We start from the raw sequence: 17,021 nt of genomic DNA on the forward strand, positions 1-17,021 counted from the left end.
TCAATACGCAAGAATCGTACCGTGGAGCACACTATTCTCTACCTGGTAATTTTTTCCAAGTGACTTTGTCGCGCAGATAGACAGGTTCCACTTGCTCAACAGCTAATGCTTGCCCCAACCTCATGGCTTGTTGAGCCAACGGCAGCATGTACTCGGCAGCTGGGTACAGAATATCCGTTAGAGGGCGGATATCTTTATTGGGATCAAGTTGCGGATATGCCTGCCAACCCGTTCCCACGCCATACCACCCAGATAATTCTGCTCCAGCCAGTGCCAGTTCAGGTGCAATCACTTGTTCTGTGTCTACAAGCTGCATAATGCCCTGATTACTTTTATAACGGCCGACGTACACTTCATCCATTCTGGCATCAATGGCCGCAATGACCCTGTCATGTCCATATATGTCCAATGCTTGTTGAGCCATAGTGGCCAAGGTAGAGATTGGAACAACAGCTAAGTCAGCGCCCATGGCCAATCCCTGAATCATGCCCGTAGCAATGCGCACCCCGGTAAAACTGCCCGGCCCACGACCAAAGGCCAGGGCATCTAACTGTGCCAGGCCAATGCCAGCGTCGGCCAACAGTTCATCAACCATAGGCAACAAACGTTGACTATGTTGCTGAGGGCAGACCTCAAAGCGCGACAAGGTTTGCCCTTGATAGCTAAGGGCCGCCGAACACGCCTCAGTGGCAGTATCAATAACCAATATATTCATGCAACCAGGTTCTCTTGTATTTCGGTTAAAAAGGCCAACGCATCCTGCAAAGTTCTGGTGCGGCGCATAGCGGGCAAACTGGCCAGGAAGATCTTGCCATAGTCTCGGGTAACCAGGCGATTGTCGCATATCACTAACACACCGCGATCGGCGTAGTCTCTTATAAGACGCCCGGCGCCTTGTTTCAATGCAATAACCGCCTGAGGAATCTGCAATTGCCCAAACGGATTGCCGCCGTGCTTACGACAATCTTCAATTCTAGCTTCGAGCAGAGGGTCATCAGGGGCAGCAAAGGGCAATTTATCAATCATGACACAGGTTAAGGCATCACCACGAACATCAACCCCCTCCCAAAATGCGCCAGTACCCAATAGCACCGCATTTTTGGCTTCAAGATAACTATCCAATAAGGCGCGTTTGCTGGTTGTACCTTGCACTAATATTGGATTGTCTATGCTTCCCTCAAGGGCCTGAGCAACTTCTCTCAACATTGCATGACTGGTAAATAGCAAGAAACAGCGTCCATCACTGGCCTTTATTAGTTGCCTAGCTACTTTCACCAGAGTTTCACGCATGGCAAAAGCACTGGGTTCGGGCAAGTATCTGGGTACGCAGAGCATGGCCTGATTGGCATAATCAAAAGGACTATCCAACGCCAGTGTTTTGGCGTTCCCCAGCCCCAATTGCCGGGTAAAGTGCTCAAACCCGTCCCCTACCATCAGGGTGGCCGAAGTAAACACCCAAGTGCGTTTAGGCTCGGCCATATAGTCGGCAAACTTTCGGGCAATAGAGAGTGGGGTTAAATGCAAAATAATATGTTTTGGGGTAGTTTCGTACCATAAGGTCACCCCTTTTTTGTCAATATCGGTGAGACGTTCCAGTTCACCGCGCGCCTGCGCGCAACGCTCATAAATTGCATCCAGATCTTTATCGCGCCCCAAATGCAGTTTTACTACCTCATAAACCACATCCAGAATTTCACGCAGCTTATCAACTTGCTGCGTAACCGCTTCAACTTCCAATGCCTGACGCCAGTTACCCTTCTCCGGGGTTTCTGGGAAGAGCAGGCGTAGATCCGAAGTCACATACTTCAGCTTTTCAGCAACTTTACTCAGCTGCTGCGCATCTTTGAGCTTTGTTCGGTAAACCAACTCCATGTCCATACCCAGTTCCTGTAACTGACGGCTGGACAAAGCTTCACCAAAGTATTCTGTGGCAATATCGGGGATCTGATGTGCTTCATCAAACAAAATGACATCGGCTTCAGGAATAAGCTCACCAAAACCTGTATCTTTTAGCGCCATATCTGCAAAGAACAAATGGTGATTTACCACCACCAGATCGGCATCCAGCGCTTGTCGCCTGGCTTTAACCAGATAACAGTCTTCATAGTCAGGACAATCCTTACCCAGACAATTATCTTGAGTAGATGTGACAAAAGGCAGCACCCTGGCATCTTCTGCCAGTTCTTTTAATTCGCCTACATCTCCTGACTTAGTGCTGCTGGCCCACTGCCTGACGACACTAAACTCGTGCAGCAAGCTCTTATCTGTAACTGCACTGCCGGCAGAATGTTGCGACAATCGGTGCAGACACAAATAATTCGCCCGCCCTTTCAGCAATACTGTTTGCTTATTAGTGGCTAACGCCCTTTTCAACAAAGGTAAATCCCGGTGAAACAGTTGTTCCTGCAAGTTTTTTGTACCTGTAGAAACAATCACCTTTTTATTGCTTAACAAGGCCGGAGCCAAATAGGCAAAGGTTTTTCCCGTTCCTGTGCCGGCTTCCACCACGAGTTGCTGTTTATCTTTAATAGCTTGCTGCACAGCTTCAGCCATACTGGTTTGCGCTGCTCGCGGAATGAAGCCGTTGATGACAGTGGATAGGGCACCATCTTTGGCAAATACTTGCTTGATTGTCGGCATGCGGTCTCCTCTAGGCGCGCAATTATGCCAAAAAGCCACCAGGGATACAGTGCTTTATAGAGCCTAACTGCATTCATTTGCCTCATGGCCTATGATTCAAACTCGAAAAAGCAAGGGTCGATTAACCATTGAAATGTGTTCTACCTGTTTGATTTTTGGCTAGAGCTTTCTAGAGTGGGATTTGGTCATGATAAAACTCGGACTTTGCGAAACAGGAATTAGCCCAACGGTAGAAATCCACGATTAACCTAAAATAACCATTGCAAGGCTGTTCATCGCCCACAATTACCTTGTGGTCATAATTGCGTCCCAACTTTGCCGCCTTATTCAATTATGAATAAAGTGTTAAAATTTGTAATATTCCCTAGCGCCTGTGTGGGATTGACAAACCCGCCACGGAATAATTAAGTAAAATTTGAGCGTCAATATTTTGGCACTTTTAATAAGTTAAGCTAAATTCAAATTGCCGACTTAATATATCCAAGTAATCACTTTCAAAGTGTTCTACAAAAATTGTCTTATTCGTGCCTAAACTTGGCCTGATAATTTAATTTAGTATTGCAAATATATTAACTAAGCATTATTTTTGTATGCCTACCCTATCAACCATTGTGACTCAGAATTTATACAAGGTGGACGAATGAGCGACTTCATCAATATTTTAACGCACGCCCGTAGATTGCAAGCAGCAGTAAGAGAATTATCTCTTGCCGAACTGGAACAGGTTGCTGAAAAATTGGCCGCTGTTATTGAAAACAAGAAAGAACAGGAAGCCGAGAAAGAGCGTGAGCAGGAAAAGAAACAGGCTCTGAAAGACGCTATTTTGAAGCAAATGCAGGAAGCTGGTTTAGGTCTGGAAGATCTGGCAGGTGCGGAAGCCAGCACCAGCAAGCGCTCAGGTCAAAAGCGTCCAGTTAAATACCGTTTCACTGATAAGTCCGGTACAGAGCATACCTGGACGGGCATTGGCCGTATTCCCAAAGTATTTGCCGAATTAAAAGAGCAAGGTAAACTGGACAAACATTCCGTTTAATCTGCTCAGCAGCATAAAATAAAGGCCGGTATTCCGGCCTTTTTTATTTATACCTGATTATTTCCACGGATAATCCATCTCTATACTTTCTGTGGCATTCTGCTCTCATCGCTTCATAAGTCAGACATTGGATGCTTTGCCTATAATGAGAATGAGCAAAGTTGAGATACATCACTGTCACACCTTGTGGGTAACCAGTAACAAAAAGGAAGCACGGGCATGCAGCCACAAATTCAGCAAGCCATTAATCAGATCGGACAACTAATTATTGGCAAACAGCAGGAAATACGCCTTGCCCTGAGTTGTATGCTGGCCGGTGGCCATTTATTAATAGAAGATCTGCCTGGCATGGGCAAAACCACTTTATCTCATGCCTTAGCTCAAGTGTTTGGTCTGGATTTCTCTCGTATCCAGTTCACTTCTGATTTACTGCCAGCCGATATGTTGGGAGTCAACATCTACGATACTCAGCAGCAGCAATTTCATTTTCATCCCGGCCCTATATTCAGCCAGGTGGTGCTGGCCGATGAGATAAATCGCGCCAGCCCCAAAACTCAAAGTGCATTGCTTGAAGCCATGGAAGAGCGCCAGGTGAGCTTGGACGGACAAACGCATGCTCTGCCATCACCATTTTTTGTTATAGGTACGCAGAATCCCCTGCATCAAGCTGGCACCTATCCCCTGCCCGAATCGCAACTGGACAGATTTTTGATGCGTATCCAGCTAGGTTACCCCAATTGGCAGGCCGAGAAGGCCATGTTGCAGCAAGCTTACAATGATCGAGGTGAAAGCCTGCCAGCCATGATTGACAGCGCGCTTAGAGTATCCCTGCAAAAACAAATCCAAGACGTGCATGCATCAGATGCCATTTTGGAGTACATCCTTCGTCTCGTCACCTTCAGTCGAGAGTCTGAACTTTTCGCCAACGCTTTATCACCCAGAGCCAGCAAAGCCCTGCTATTAGCAGCAAGAGCCTGGGCAGTAACAGATAACAGGGACTATCTTATCCCCGAGGATATCCAGGCGGTATTACCTGCCGTGGCTGAACACAGATTACGCTCATCCCAAGCTGATGGATTAGCCCATGCCAGCCTGAGCCGAAAGCTCTTGGAATGCGTTGATACGATGGCGGCATAATGATAGCTGGCTACATACAGCGCAGGATGAATAAATGGCTGAGCAGACGGATTCCGCCGGCTCAACAAATTTTCCTCAACCGCAGCAACATTTTTATCTTCCCTTCCCGATTTGGCTTTCTCTACCTTAGTCTCTGCCTGGCCTTGTTCGTGCTTGGCACCAACTATCAGAACAACCTGATCCTGCTATTAGGATTTTTCCTACTCGCCCTGATGCTAGTCAGTTTGTTTGCCAGTTATCTGAATTTTTCAGGACTGATTCTGCAACTGGGGAAACTCAATAACAGCTATGTAGATACGCCTATACTCTTCCCTGTATGGTTAGACACTCAGGAGCAGTCAAAGGCAGGCAAAATCCACTTTGCCTGGTATGGCAACAAGGCCGAAAACGCTGTTGAGCTGGACAACCTAACCAACCCTGTCACCTTAAGTATTACACCGTACAAAAGAGGAGTGTTTTCACCTCCAAGGCTAACCCTGAGTAGCTACTACCCCTTGGGTTTGTTCCGCTGTTGGACACATCTTGCCTTTAACGCTCAGGTTGTTGTTTATCCTACACCTTTAGCCAAGCCATGGCCTCTTACTACCAAGCACAGCGAGACTCAAGGCGAGCATGCTGCCCTGCAATCTAGCCAGGGATTAGGTCAAGATGATTTTGATTCTTTAACTGAGTATCAACAGGGTCAGCCCCTCTATCACGTGGCCTGGAAACAAGCGGCCAAAGGCCAGGGTTTACTTAGCAAAAAGTTTGCTGCACAAGTTCAACAAAGCGGCTGGCTAGTATTAGCAACGGCAGGAAAAGATCTCGAAGAAAACTTGTCCCGACTATGCTTTAGCTGCTTAGAGCTGGATGCGAAAGGTTGGGTATTCGGTCTCCAATTGCCCGGCAAAGAAATACCGCCGGGGAAAGGCCAGGCCCACTTGCAAGCCTGCCTGACCGCACTCGCGATGTTCCGGGCAGTCTGACATGTTAAGGTTAAATCCATCCTCAGAAAACCGCGCTCACCTGCTACTGACCTTTGTGCTATTAACTCTGAGCATAAGTCTCTATGCACCTTTGCAACTGTGGGTACTGCTCTTGGTAACCTGCGCAGCAGTGATGCGTTTTAGTTTATATATGAACTGGCAGAAGCATCAGTTATCTGTACGTACCCTCAATCTAATGGCGGTCCTATGCGCTATTGTTCTGGCCTACTTTGGCTGGGAGCTGGGGTTATTGCTTGGCATGCTCAACCTGTTAGTGATGGCAAGCAGTCTTAAGCTCATGTTACTGGCCACGCGCAGAGATTACTTTCAACTAATTGGCGTACAGTTTTTCCTGCTAGGTGCTGCGTTGGTATTTAATCAGAACATTGCATTTAGCCTGTTCTACGCCGTTCTATGTCTGCTTTTGCTAATGAGTCTGGCATTTCACATCAATCCATCCGCTTCCTGGCTGATATTGTCCAAACGGGTGGCGACGCTTTGTCTTCAGGCCCTGCCCATTGCCATTTTGATGCTACTGGTTCTACCTAAACTTGGCCCTCTGTGGCAAATGCCCACGGCAAAGGGTGCCCATACGGGTTTGTCAGATAAGGTTACACCGGGAGATATTGCTGAACTGGCCCGCTCCGCTGACTTAGCCTTCAGAGTAACCTTCGAGCAGGATGTACCCCCAGCTAATAAGCGTTACTGGCGAGCATTGGTAATGGAAGAATTTGATGGCCGCAGTTGGCAGGTGCATCCATACCGGCAACGCATTACCGACAGATTCTGGCGTTCTGGTTTGCCTTTTACTCCGCAGGTGAGTGGTGCCAACTACGAATATCAGGTGATTGCCGAGCCGACTCAACAGAGCTGGCTTTTTGCGTTAGATACAGCGGTCAGCCAGGATCAGCACCTTTGGCAAAACCATGATTACACCTTGCAAAGCAGGATTCCGCTGCAATCGGCTTTAGCCTATAGGGTAACATCTTATTATGACAATCAACTGCCGCCTGCGCTGCCACAAGTAGATGGGCGTTTAAACCTGCAACTCCCAGAAGGCGGAAATCCGCGAACCCAAGCCTGGGCCACTGAACTTTGGCAGGCCAATCCAACTCCCCAAGCGTACATCCGTGCCATCGCCTCGCATATGCGCCAGCAGGGTTTCAGTTACACACTGAAACCTCAGCCGATGCCAGTTGACCCCATAGACACCTTTTTGTTTGAGCAACAGGCTGGTTTTTGCAGTCACTATGCCAGCACTGTCGCCTACTTGCTCAGACTGAATGGGATCCCCGCTCGCCTGGTAACCGGCTACCTTGGCGGTGAAATGCGTACCGACCAATATATGAGTGTTTATCAGTACGACGCCCATGCTTGGGTGGAGTGGTTGTCGGAAGATGGCTGGCAGCGCTTGGATCCCACGGCCTGGGTAGCCCCAATGCGCATTCAATATGGTCTCGAGCAAGCGGTTGCCCACGAGCAGAGCTTTCTTGCTGATATGCCCCTCTCTGGACTGCGCGGCATGGCCTTTTTTCAGGCATTGCGAGGGTGGCTGGACGACATGGATTATCTGTGGAGTCGCTGGATCCTGGGTTTCGACCGCAAAAACCAGCAGGATTTACTTAAAGCCCTGCTGGGTGATCTGAGCCCGGCCAAACTCGCCTTATTTGGCCTGGGGGCCCTGGCAACTATTGCCATGTTGCTGGCGCTTTATCATATAAAACGCTGGTTATTGGTAAAGCGCGACCTACCAAACTGGTACTATCAAAAAGCACTGGCACTGCTTGCCCACAGCGGCATAAAGCGCACTAAAAGCCAGGGACCGGCAGATTTCTGTGCACAGGTGGAGGAACAGGTGCCGCCATTAAGCGCTCAGCATTTCACTGCCCTGACGCGCTGCTATACCAATTTATGCTTTCGACCGCTGCCACCTCAGCAACACAAACAGCAACTTCGCCAGATGCGTGATTTACTGACCAAACTCAAGCGCAGCCTGCGCTAGGGTATTTAGCCTTGGCTTTTCAGGCGCAAATGCAGGGTGATCTCTTCTCGATCATGATACAAATGCTTGGCTTGAATCCGATAGGCACGGCTGCCCATTGCTTCCTCAATCGCCTGCAAGGCTTGCTGTACTGTCTCAAACCGCCTTTTCATGGGTAGTTTCAGATTAAAAATGGCTTCCTTACACCAGCCTTCAGTAACCCAGTCGGCCATCAATCTAGCCACCCTGACGGGCTGCTCCACCATATCGCAGACCAACCAATGGACATTCTTTTTCTTAGGTCTGAATTTAAACCCATCCTCTGCGTAATGACGAACTTGTCCGGTTTCCATCAAGCTCGGTGCCATAGCACCATTGTCCACCGATTGTACAAAGAGTCCACGGCGCACCAGCTGATAGGTCCAGCCACCAGGACAAGCACCGAGATCGACGCCGTGCATGCCGGGTTGAAAACGGCTCTCCTGCTCTGTTGGCGTCAGGAAGGTTTGAATGGCTTCATCCAATTTCAAACTTGAACGGCTTGGCGCATCGACCGGCGTCTTCAGACGCATAATGCCAAGCGCATGGGGGCTCACAGAAGCAGGCTCAGCAAAGCCAAGGAACAGCTGTTGGCTACTGGTAAAAAAGGCAAATAGCACCGGCTTTTTGGGGTTTTCCTTTTGGGTCAGCTTACCAGCTTTACGTAAAGCCTGACGAAGCGGCACCGAAAACTTACGGCAAAACTTAGACAGCTCTCGTCCTTCGGTGGTATCTGGATATTCAACCCGCAAGTCACCGCATAGTGGAAATTCTTCACAGGCTGCCAAAATGGGACTGATCCTGTCTGTTGGGTCAAGCGCTTCCAATACAGCCAGACAGGCAAACTGCTGGCGGGAAAAAATAACCTGACTAAGCGGTAGCTGGCGAGCTAAACGTTCGGCATCATCTTGTTGGTAACAATCAAACAAAACAAAGGCACTGTTTGCTTTGGTACGAGCAAAACCAAACACTTCCAGTTGTGCGGCTTTTTCCTGCAATTCATTAGCAAGATCACCTTCAAAACCGGCCCGGCAATAGGCTAATAGTCCCGCCATCAGGCTGACTCCCCCTTCAATGCGGCAACAAGCAGCAGTAACCAACCAAGAATAAAGGCCACACCACCAATGGGAGTAACCGGACCAAACCACTTTATGCCTGTAACAGCCAACAAATACAAACTACCGCTGAACAGCAGTACACCGACACTGATACTCAGCGCCGACCATTTAATCAAGGACAGTGGTTGCTGGCGATAAAGTACGAACAAAAGTACCAGCGCCAATGCATGCCATAACTGATACTGCACAGCAGTTTGAAAGGCACTGAGCAAAGGTTCTGACAACCGACCTTTCAGACCATGCGCGGCAAAAGCGCCGAGCATTACGCCTGTCATGCCGTAAAACGCCCCGAGTGCCAGGATCCACTTCATAAATGTGCTCCGATAAACGCTGCCATGTGCTGACAGGCAATTTGCATATTGTCGTTCAGGCTCACACCTGATGCCTTACGCGGTTTGAAACTATGATCGCCATCGCGTAGAAAGGCTATGGTTACCCTGGGGTTAAGCTGATAATCAGTAACTTCCGTTTCCTGACCAAAGGTGTCACGCTGGCCTTGTATAATAAGCACAGGCTTACCCTCGTCCTGAAGATGCGCTATGCGAAGTTTTTCGGGTTTCCCAGGAGGATGAAAGGGATACCCCAGACACACACAGCCACAGACAGGCAGCTCGTTGACCATCATGGATGCCACCCTGCCGCCCATGGATTTACCGCCAATAAAACGCGGCAAGTTAGTCGGCACACTGTCCAACACCTCTAACAAAGCACTTTGTAATACTGGCATGGGATTAGGCGGGCGCCTTTTACCTTCCTGCTCAGCTTTTTGCATGTAAGGGAAATTGAAACGATAGACATCAACACCCTTGTGGCTAAGCCCCTGCGCTATCTGCTGCATAAAATCACTGTGCATGCCGGCACCGGCACCATGCGCAAGCAGCAAACTGGCAATGGGCTGCTCGGCCTTATCAACTAAAATCATCAAGTTCTTGTTCTTCTTTAACTTGTGTTAACACCCAGTCGCGAAAGGTCGCAATTTTACCTAGCTCGGCCTGCGATTCGTGGCACACCACATAGTAAGCATTTTTGGTAATCAATTTTTCGGGAAAAGGACAAATCAATCGCCCTGCCTGGATCTCAGGGCGAGCAAGAACCGAATGCCCCAGCGCTATCCCTTGACCCAGTGCCGCTGCCTGCAACACCAACATCGAGTGGCTGAAAATGGGCCCCTGGTTAACATTGACTCCCAATACATTGAACTCTCGGATCCAATTTTTCCAAGGCTCTCGAGAGGCATCATGCAAAAGCTGGTGATAACGCAGGTCATCCAGGGTATCCAGCGGCTTATCCGACTGGAAAAGCAAGGGAGAACAAATCGGCGTCAGATACTCGGTATGCAGCTTATCCGCCTGCAGGCCAGGCCATTTACCGCGGCCATAATAAATAGCCACATCCACATCGTCGGTCAGGTGGCCTTCATCAAAGTCCACGGCCTTGATACGTACATCAATATCCGGGTACTGAGCACTGAATTTATGAATACGTGGCACCAGCCACTGAATAGCAAAACTCGGTGGTAGAGCAACAGTGATGGCGCCTTTTGCCCCGCGTGCCAGCAAGCGCTGCGTGGCATCTTGCAAAGAGCTGAAGATATCCTTGATATCCAGGTAATAGCCCTGGCCTTCTTCAGTCAGCAGTAACGAGCGGTTCTTACGCAGAAACAATTTAATCCCGAGGAATTCCTCCAGGGCCTTAATTTGGTGGCTGACCGCGGCTTGAGTAACAAATAACTCATCAGCCGCACGCGTAAAGCTCAGGTGCCGCGCGGCAGCCTCAAACGCCTTGAGGGAATTTAAAGGGGGTAGACGGCGTGACATCAATATGACTCTTTCATTAGTTTTTCTAATCTATTTACCTAAATTAATGTCAATTTAACGCTTGCAACACTTAGGTTATATTTTAACCGTGAAATAAAAAATCACTTTATACGTAACAAGTTACAGGTGTTCAAAAAAACATTTCTGTAACAAAAACCTCATTAAAGCGTAATTTTAACATTATTTTTACTTAAGGTATTGCAGATGAAAAACTCTATCAAATTTCTTAGCCTCGGCCTAGTATTGCTAGGTAGCCAAAGCGCTAGTGCCAACGTATTACTCGACAAAGAATTTCTGGCACAACAAACACTGGCCCAAGTTCAAGCTGCCGTTGCCAGTCTCGAATTACCTCTGGCCAAACCTGTTATCGAAGAAGTCAAAAGTGTACTGTCACTGACAAACGAGGATAACAACGCGGAGCTTATCGTTAAAGCAACTTCGCAACAGGAATTGTTGAATAAGGCAGATTAGTTCTTACCCTGCAATTCCACCAAACATAAGGCAGCCTTTGCCCTGTGTTAACAATTACGCCCTGATGACGGGGTGCATTACCCCGTCTTCTTGCGCCGTCTCTCACTTCCCGCTTGATAAACTCAATCTGCGCTCAATCAGTTCCAATCCAGCCTTCTCTCCAGCCGGTGCATACCCCATTGAACATGGATTCATAAAACCATGCATCCACTCCATCTGCATGAGCTGAATACGATCCCGTCCGGCTAAAGACTGCATAACCTGCTCCAGAGTAAAATGCGCTTCATGACATGGAAAGACTAAGGTGGTGTCTACCTTTGGCGTAAGATGCAAAGCATGGCGAATCTGTCCCGGATAAAAACCAATAAAATGACTAATCTGTTTACCCTGATATTCGGCCAGCGCCCGCCAGCAGGCAGAGGCCCCAGCGCTGAAGGCCACGATCAGCGTCTCCTCAGCAAGGTCACGAATAAATGCGCTAACCCTATCCTGATAACACTCATGGTCACAGAGTTGCATAAAAGACTGATAGGCATGCTGCTCGTCAATAAAATCCATTTTATCTGTAGAAGGCGACAAGCATCTTATCTGTCCAGCAGGAAAAACGGCCCTAAGTGGGTTTAGCCACGGGCCGTCGCCAAAAATATCCGTAACCAGCAATAGCTGCATTAACTGGCGCTGGTATCCAGCGGTGCAAAACCTTTAATCAAATCATCCAAGGCCTTCATCTGCTGCAGGTAAGGCTCCAATTTGTCCAATTGCAGCGCACAAGGGCCGTCACATTTAGCTTGATTAGGATCTGGATGGGCTTCAATAAACAGCCCTGCCAACCCTAGTGCCATACCACTGCGCGCCAACTGCGCGGCCTGTGCACGACGTCCATCAGCAGAATCTGCACGACCACCGGGTTTTTGCAAAGCGTGCGTCGCATCAAAAATCACCGGCGCAAAGGCTTTCATTTCATCCATACCCAACATATCAACCACCAGGTTGTTGTAACCAAAGCTGGTGCCGCGCTCACATAAAATCACCTTATCATTACCCGCTTCCATGAACTTGTTGATGATATGACGCATCTCGTGCGGTGCCAGAAACTGCGGTTTCTTGACGTTGATCACCGCACCGGTTTTAGCCATGGCCACCACCAAGTCGGTCTGACGGGCTAAAAAAGCCGGTAATTGAATCACGTCAACCACTTCCGCAACGGGCGCGGCCTGGTATGGTTCATGCACATCGGTAATAAGCGGAACCTCAAACTGGCGCTTAATTTCTTCAAAGATTCGCAGCCCTTCTTCCATACCAGGGCCTCGATATGAAGTTACCGAGGAGCGATTAGCCTTATCAAAAGAGGCTTTAAATACGTAGGGAATACCCAAACGTGTGGTCACTTCCTTGTAATGCTCAGCAATACGTAGCGCCAGCTCTCGGGATTCCAGTACGTTCATCCCGCCAAACAAGACAAAAGGTTTGTCATTCGCGACTTGTACACCAGCGAATTCTACCTGCTGCAGGTTACTCATCCTGCTACTCCTTTCATAATCAAACCACAAAGATAGGCCATATAGGTACCCAGGCCATACCCCATCACCGCCAGTAAGATTCCAACCGGCGCCAGTGAAGGGTGGAAAGCGGCAGCCACCACAGGAGCAGAGGCTGCACCGCCGACGTTAGCCTGGCTACCGACTGCCATATAGAAAATGGGGGCGCGAATAAGTTTTGCCACTGCCAACATCAAAGAGGCGTGTACCAACATCCAAATGATACCCAACACAAAGAACACCGGGGTCTCAGCAATTTTGGTCACGTCCATATGCAAACCGATAGTGGTGACCAGAATATACACAAACAAACTACCCACCTTTGACGCCCCGGCTTGTTCCAGATGACGCAATGGGCTGAAAGACAAAGCAATACCGATAGTGGTCGCAATTACCACCAACCAGAAAAACTGACTATGCAAGCTGTACTGCTCTCCCCAGGGAGCATGTTCCACCATCCAGGGCTGAATAGCATCAGCCAGGAAATGCGCAATACCACAAGCACCAAATCCTATCGCGAATATGGCAACCAGGTCATTCAAATGTGGAATGCGGCGTTTCTCAGCTTCGTATTTTTCAACTTTGACGATGATGTCCTGGATAGCCGAAGTATCAGCGCCACTTTTGGCATCCAATTGCTTGGCATTGGCGGCCATGATCAGCAAAACCGCCATCCACAAATTAGCCACAATGATATCGACCGTGACCATGGTAGAGAAAATTCCCCCACCCACTTCGAATATTTCTTTCATGGCAGCTTGGTTAGCACCACCACCTATCCAACTGCCGGCAATGGTGGTCAGTCCACGCCAGACTTCATCTGGCCCTTGCCCATTCATGGCTTCAGGGGCGACAGCCGACATAATCAATAACGCAATGGGCCCGCCAATAACAATACCCACAGTACCGGTCAGAAACAGAATCAGGGCTTTAGGACCAAGCGCAATGATCGATTTAAGATCCATACTCATTGTCAGTAATACCAGGCAGGCAGGTAATAAGTATCGGGATGCCATGTAATAGGCATTGGACGTATGTCCATCAACAATGCCGAAAGTATTCAGTAGTGAAGGAATGAAATAGCAAAGCAATAAAGCGGGAACATATCGGTAAAACTTTTTGAAAAATGGGTGGTTGCTGTGCGACGTGTAAAATACGCCCCCCAGGATCAGGGCCAGCAAGCCAATCACCACGGCGTCGTTGGTGATCAATGCGGAATGGGTCATTCAGACCTCCTTGTTATTTCTGGCGAGTCGGTAAGCTTGCACTTTTTAGTGCAGAACGGCCGGCTCTCTAAAATAATGCTTAAGTTGGAGCTTCAACAGCATGGCTGCAGGGTCCTGCGGACATTGGCTGATGTAATACCGGTAGTCTGCCAGCGCCCCACTGTGACAATCAAGTTGCTGCGACAAAAAGCCCCGGTCACGACGCTCATAAGGGTCATCCGGATGCAATTGCACCAACATATCACTGGCTTGCCAGGCTTGTTCAAACTTAAGCTCATGGATAAATGCACTCTTCATGTTCAGCAACAGACGGGATATTGTCTCCCTGTGACTGGCTGGCTCAAGCCATCTTGTCCATTGCGAAGACTCCTCTGCATCCTCTTCTTCAAAATCTGACATCAATGCCTGGCATTGATGCTCAAGCTCAGACCATTTCAAAGCGATACCATTTAGAGGATCAAAAAACTGCATTCTTCCCGATGCTAAGCGCAGACGAACAAGATGATGACCCGGTAAGTTGATGCCTTGCAAGTCAAAACCCAATGCACGGCCAATATGACAGAACAGCAGTGCCAGACTAATACAGCCACCCGTACGATAGGCGATAACTTTATCCATTCTGACCATATCAGACGCCATTAAGTCATGCCCCGGACCAAACGCCAGCTCGGTATAGAAGAAACGCTGATAAGCAGCAAACGGCTCACAAGCGCCTTCCAGCCGTTGCTTGCCCATGTCGATCCACTCCTGCACCTGGCTAAGATGCATTTCGACATCGATGGGCGCAAACATTTGCCCCACCAACAAGGCAGCCTCAAGCGGCTGCGCTTGCTCAATACGCGATAACAAAGACGACACTCTCTACCTCTGGCGGCAACTACTGCAAGGTCGACAGATGATCAACTGTCAGGAAAACAACAAGGGTTGCTTAAATACGGCTACTTTGGCAGCAAATAACAACCAGCAAATCGCGCCGACAAAACCTATCCAGCGAATACTGTTAGTGCGTCCCAGTTTTAGGGCAACCAAGCCCATCAGGATATACAGTAATACAGCCATCAGTTTTTCTGTTACCCAGGCATTAACGAAAGGATACTGGGCAATCAGCACACACAAAGTGATAGCACTGGCCAGCAGAACCGTATCAACGACATGAGGAACAATTTTAACCCACTTTTTCTGCAACATTGAGGAGCCTCGTTGCAGCCAGAAAAAGCGTAAGATGAACAACGCAAGGCTAATTGCGATGGCGGTGAGATGAAGGTGTTTTACCAAAGTGTACATAGCGCATTCCGCTTATTGTAATTATAGTCTCAGGGGCACAGGGCCCCGCTGCGCGTAAACTTTACTGTGCCTTGCTCAGAAAAGCGAGCGCCAAGTGCGGCGCCACATCTAAGCCCATGAGCAAGGAGCAAATTTCCTTTAATTGGGGTCATTAAACTAATGGCAGGGCAAGTCATCCGGATAAGCGAAACAGATAGCTTCCAGTTTGTCTCTGTTCGCCAGCAATATATCCACGAGTAAGGGGTCAAACTGCTTGCCACGCTGGGACTCAATCAAGTCTAAGACCTTATCCAAAGGCCAGGCTTCCTTGTAGCATCGTTTTGCATGCAAGGCATCGAACACATCAGCAAGAGACGTAATGCGACAAAATATATGGATTTCCTCCCCCTTCAATCCACGGGGATAACCATTTCCATCCCAGTATTCATGGTGATCGCGGGCAAGTAATGCCGCCGCTTTGATAATAGGGCGACGGGAGTCCTTTAGCAGTTCATAGCCAAACTCCGCATGGCTACGCACAATTTCCTGTTCTTCTTCGTTCAACTTGCCGGGTTTGAGCAGGATTGACTCAGGCACTTTTAATTTTCCGACATCGTGCAGTGGTACCGCCAGTTTTAAAACATCAATATCGTCCTGGCTTAATCCATATTCCCTGCCCAACATCTCACTGATCAGGGTCATACGCTGAATATGCTTACCACCACCCATCTCCTTTTCCAGGATTTGGCCAAGGCGCTCGACTATTTCTCGCTGGGTATCTTCGATATCCTTAGTCAACAGCACATTGTCAAAAGCGATCTGCACATTTTGCGAGAAAATTTCCAACAGGCGCTTGTCGGTATCGGTCAATCTTCGTGGCAAGCCAGAAAGGTAAAGTAACGAGCCGCGCATATTCTTGCTGTTACAGTAAGCCACCAGGTATTCGTCGGCATACACGATTTCCTGCTCGCGTAGCGCTTGTCGGCAAGACTCCAACTGGTTACCACTTAGCACTTTATCCAGTGGCAGTCCTTCCTGATTAGCAAAGTCGCCCTTACCCGTAAATACGTAAAACTCAGAGGATAGGTCACTGTCGATGGGACGCGGGCCTGCCACGGCAGAGGTAATATAGGCTGCATCTTGTGTCCCCCCTAGTAAGGAGGAAAGCTGTTGCACTATGCCGTCGATAAAGTTTTCCAACGAGTGAATACTGAATAAATCCGCCGATGCAGCGATGATTTTTTCCAACCCTTTGCGGTTTTCTTCAATCACCATAATGTCGCGGTAGGAACGTAGGGTTGCTATCACCACAGTAAAGAGTTTCTGTGCCGTCAGCTCAGTCTTGGATTTATAATCGTTGATATCGTAGTTGATGATGACATGCTTTTCGGGCGCCTGACCAGGTTGGCCAGTTCTGAGAATAATACGCGTAAAATGGTTGTTTGCTTCGCCGCGGATAAACTCAGCCACTTGCAGGCCGGCATCATCGGTCTCCATCACCACATCCAATAAAACAATGGCAATGTCGTCGTGTTCGAGGAAGACACGTTTAGCTTCGGCGCCGGTATAGGCACTGATAAATTCTATGCCCTTATCCTGAAAAACAAAGTCGCTTAATGCCAGTTTGGTGACGGCATGAACTTCAGGTTCATCATCAACGATCAGCACCTTCCAGGTGCTTCTTTCCTCTACAACATCCTCTTCCGACTCATCCAGGAACAACAGATCGTCTGACATCATGGCGCCTCCGCGTCTACCCTTTAGCTGTGCTCATATTTTTAACGCTACCCGTT

General features: G+C 48.6%; 17 protein-coding genes. 5 read left to right on the forward strand and 12 right to left on the reverse strand.

What is annotated here, in order from left to right; translation table 11 throughout:
- Positions 1 to 31: 31 nt before the first annotated feature.
- Positions 32 to 715 (reverse strand): tRNA (adenosine(37)-N6)-threonylcarbamoyltransferase complex dimerization subunit type 1 TsaB, encoded by a 684-nt coding sequence (gene tsaB, locus KJY73_RS17160; RefSeq protein WP_214344940.1) that lies wholly within the window; start codon positions 713 to 715, stop codon positions 32 to 34.
- Positions 712 to 2,640: an ATP-dependent DNA helicase gene (locus KJY73_RS17165; RefSeq protein ID WP_214344941.1), complete on the reverse strand. Its 1,929-nt coding sequence runs from the start codon at positions 2,638 to 2,640 to the stop codon at positions 712 to 714. The genes tsaB and KJY73_RS17165 overlap by 4 nt, the downstream gene beginning before the upstream one ends.
- Positions 2,641 to 3,280: 640 nt before the next feature.
- Between KJY73_RS17165 and KJY73_RS17170 the strand changes: the two genes are divergently transcribed.
- The 4 genes from KJY73_RS17170 (at position 3,281) to KJY73_RS17185 (ending at position 7,777) form a co-directional block, all read left to right on the forward strand.
- Positions 3,281 to 3,673 carry an H-NS family histone-like protein gene (locus tag KJY73_RS17170; protein WP_214344942.1) on the forward strand — a complete coding sequence of 131 codons (393 nt, stop codon included), beginning with the start codon at positions 3,281 to 3,283 and terminating at the stop codon, positions 3,671 to 3,673.
- Positions 3,674 to 3,892: 219 nt separating this feature from the next.
- Positions 3,893 to 4,810 carry an AAA family ATPase gene (locus KJY73_RS17175; protein WP_214344943.1) on the forward strand — a complete coding sequence of 306 codons (918 nt, stop codon included), beginning with the start codon at positions 3,893 to 3,895 and terminating at the stop codon, positions 4,808 to 4,810.
- A 26-nt stretch (positions 4,811 to 4,836) separates the two neighbouring features.
- The gene (locus KJY73_RS17180; RefSeq protein ID WP_214344944.1) at positions 4,837 to 5,775 is read left to right on the forward strand and encodes a DUF58 domain-containing protein; all 939 of its coding nucleotides are present in this window, start codon (positions 4,837 to 4,839) and stop codon (positions 5,773 to 5,775) included.
- A gap of 1 nt (position 5,776) precedes the next feature.
- Entirely contained in the window at positions 5,777 to 7,777 is a 2,001-nt protein-coding gene (locus KJY73_RS17185) for a transglutaminase TgpA family protein (RefSeq protein ID WP_214344945.1), read from the forward strand.
- A 5-nt stretch (positions 7,778 to 7,782) separates the two neighbouring features.
- On the opposite strand, the gene rlmM is transcribed toward KJY73_RS17185, so the two are convergent.
- The 4 genes from rlmM to KJY73_RS17205 are packed head-to-tail and all read right to left on the reverse strand — an operon-like array spanning position 7,783 to position 10,730.
- On the reverse strand, positions 7,783 to 8,850 hold the full coding sequence (gene rlmM, locus KJY73_RS17190; protein ID WP_214344946.1) for a 23S rRNA (cytidine(2498)-2'-O)-methyltransferase RlmM: 1,068 nt from the start codon (positions 8,848 to 8,850) through the stop codon (positions 7,783 to 7,785).
- Positions 8,850 to 9,224 carry a DUF423 domain-containing protein gene (locus KJY73_RS17195; RefSeq protein ID WP_214344947.1) on the reverse strand — a complete coding sequence of 125 codons (375 nt, stop codon included), beginning with the start codon at positions 9,222 to 9,224 and terminating at the stop codon, positions 8,850 to 8,852. Before KJY73_RS17195 ends, rlmM begins: the two co-directional genes overlap by 1 nt.
- Positions 9,221 to 9,835: an alpha/beta family hydrolase gene (locus KJY73_RS17200; protein ID WP_214345312.1), complete on the reverse strand. Its 615-nt coding sequence runs from the start codon at positions 9,833 to 9,835 to the stop codon at positions 9,221 to 9,223. Before KJY73_RS17200 ends, KJY73_RS17195 begins: the two co-directional genes overlap by 4 nt.
- Positions 9,822 to 10,730, reverse strand: coding sequence for a transcriptional regulator GcvA (locus KJY73_RS17205; RefSeq protein WP_206595961.1), 909 nt, complete (start codon positions 10,728 to 10,730; stop codon positions 9,822 to 9,824). Before KJY73_RS17205 ends, KJY73_RS17200 begins: the two co-directional genes overlap by 14 nt.
- Before the next feature lie 204 nt (positions 10,731 to 10,934).
- On the opposite strand from KJY73_RS17205, the gene KJY73_RS17210 reads away from it, so the two are divergent.
- Complete coding sequence (locus KJY73_RS17210; protein WP_206595962.1) at positions 10,935 to 11,201, forward strand: hypothetical protein; 267 nt, start codon at positions 10,935 to 10,937, stop codon at positions 11,199 to 11,201.
- A 102-nt stretch (positions 11,202 to 11,303) separates the two neighbouring features.
- On the opposite strand, the gene KJY73_RS17215 is transcribed toward KJY73_RS17210, so the two are convergent.
- The 6 genes from KJY73_RS17215 to KJY73_RS17240 all read right to left on the reverse strand — a co-directional run bounded on the left by KJY73_RS17215 (position 11,304) and on the right by KJY73_RS17240 (position 16,965).
- Complete coding sequence (locus KJY73_RS17215) at positions 11,304 to 11,759, reverse strand: hypothetical protein (RefSeq protein ID WP_214344948.1); 456 nt, start codon at positions 11,757 to 11,759, stop codon at positions 11,304 to 11,306.
- Positions 11,760 to 11,869: 110 nt separating this feature from the next.
- Positions 11,870 to 12,721, reverse strand: a complete 852-nt coding sequence (gene kdsA / locus KJY73_RS17220) for a 3-deoxy-8-phosphooctulonate synthase (protein ID WP_214344949.1) — start codon at positions 12,719 to 12,721, stop codon at positions 11,870 to 11,872.
- A complete protein-coding gene (locus KJY73_RS17225) occupies positions 12,718 to 13,965 on the reverse strand; it encodes a DUF819 family protein (protein ID WP_214344950.1) in 1,248 nt (415 codons plus the stop codon). Before KJY73_RS17225 ends, kdsA begins: the two co-directional genes overlap by 4 nt.
- A gap of 45 nt (positions 13,966 to 14,010) precedes the next feature.
- Positions 14,011 to 14,823 (reverse strand): SirB1 family protein, encoded by an 813-nt coding sequence (locus KJY73_RS17230; RefSeq protein WP_214344951.1) that lies wholly within the window; start codon positions 14,821 to 14,823, stop codon positions 14,011 to 14,013.
- A gap of 48 nt (positions 14,824 to 14,871) precedes the next feature.
- Positions 14,872 to 15,249 carry a SirB2 family protein gene (locus KJY73_RS17235; protein ID WP_214344952.1) on the reverse strand — a complete coding sequence of 126 codons (378 nt, stop codon included), beginning with the start codon at positions 15,247 to 15,249 and terminating at the stop codon, positions 14,872 to 14,874.
- Between the two features lie 156 nt (positions 15,250 to 15,405).
- Positions 15,406 to 16,965, reverse strand: coding sequence for a DUF3369 domain-containing protein (locus KJY73_RS17240; protein ID WP_214345313.1), 1,560 nt, complete (start codon positions 16,963 to 16,965; stop codon positions 15,406 to 15,408).
- Positions 16,966 to 17,021: the final 56 nt, after the last annotated feature.

Source organism: Bowmanella yangjiangensis (assembly GCF_018531185.1).
Lineage (GTDB): Bacteria > Pseudomonadota > Gammaproteobacteria > Enterobacterales > Alteromonadaceae > Bowmanella > Bowmanella yangjiangensis.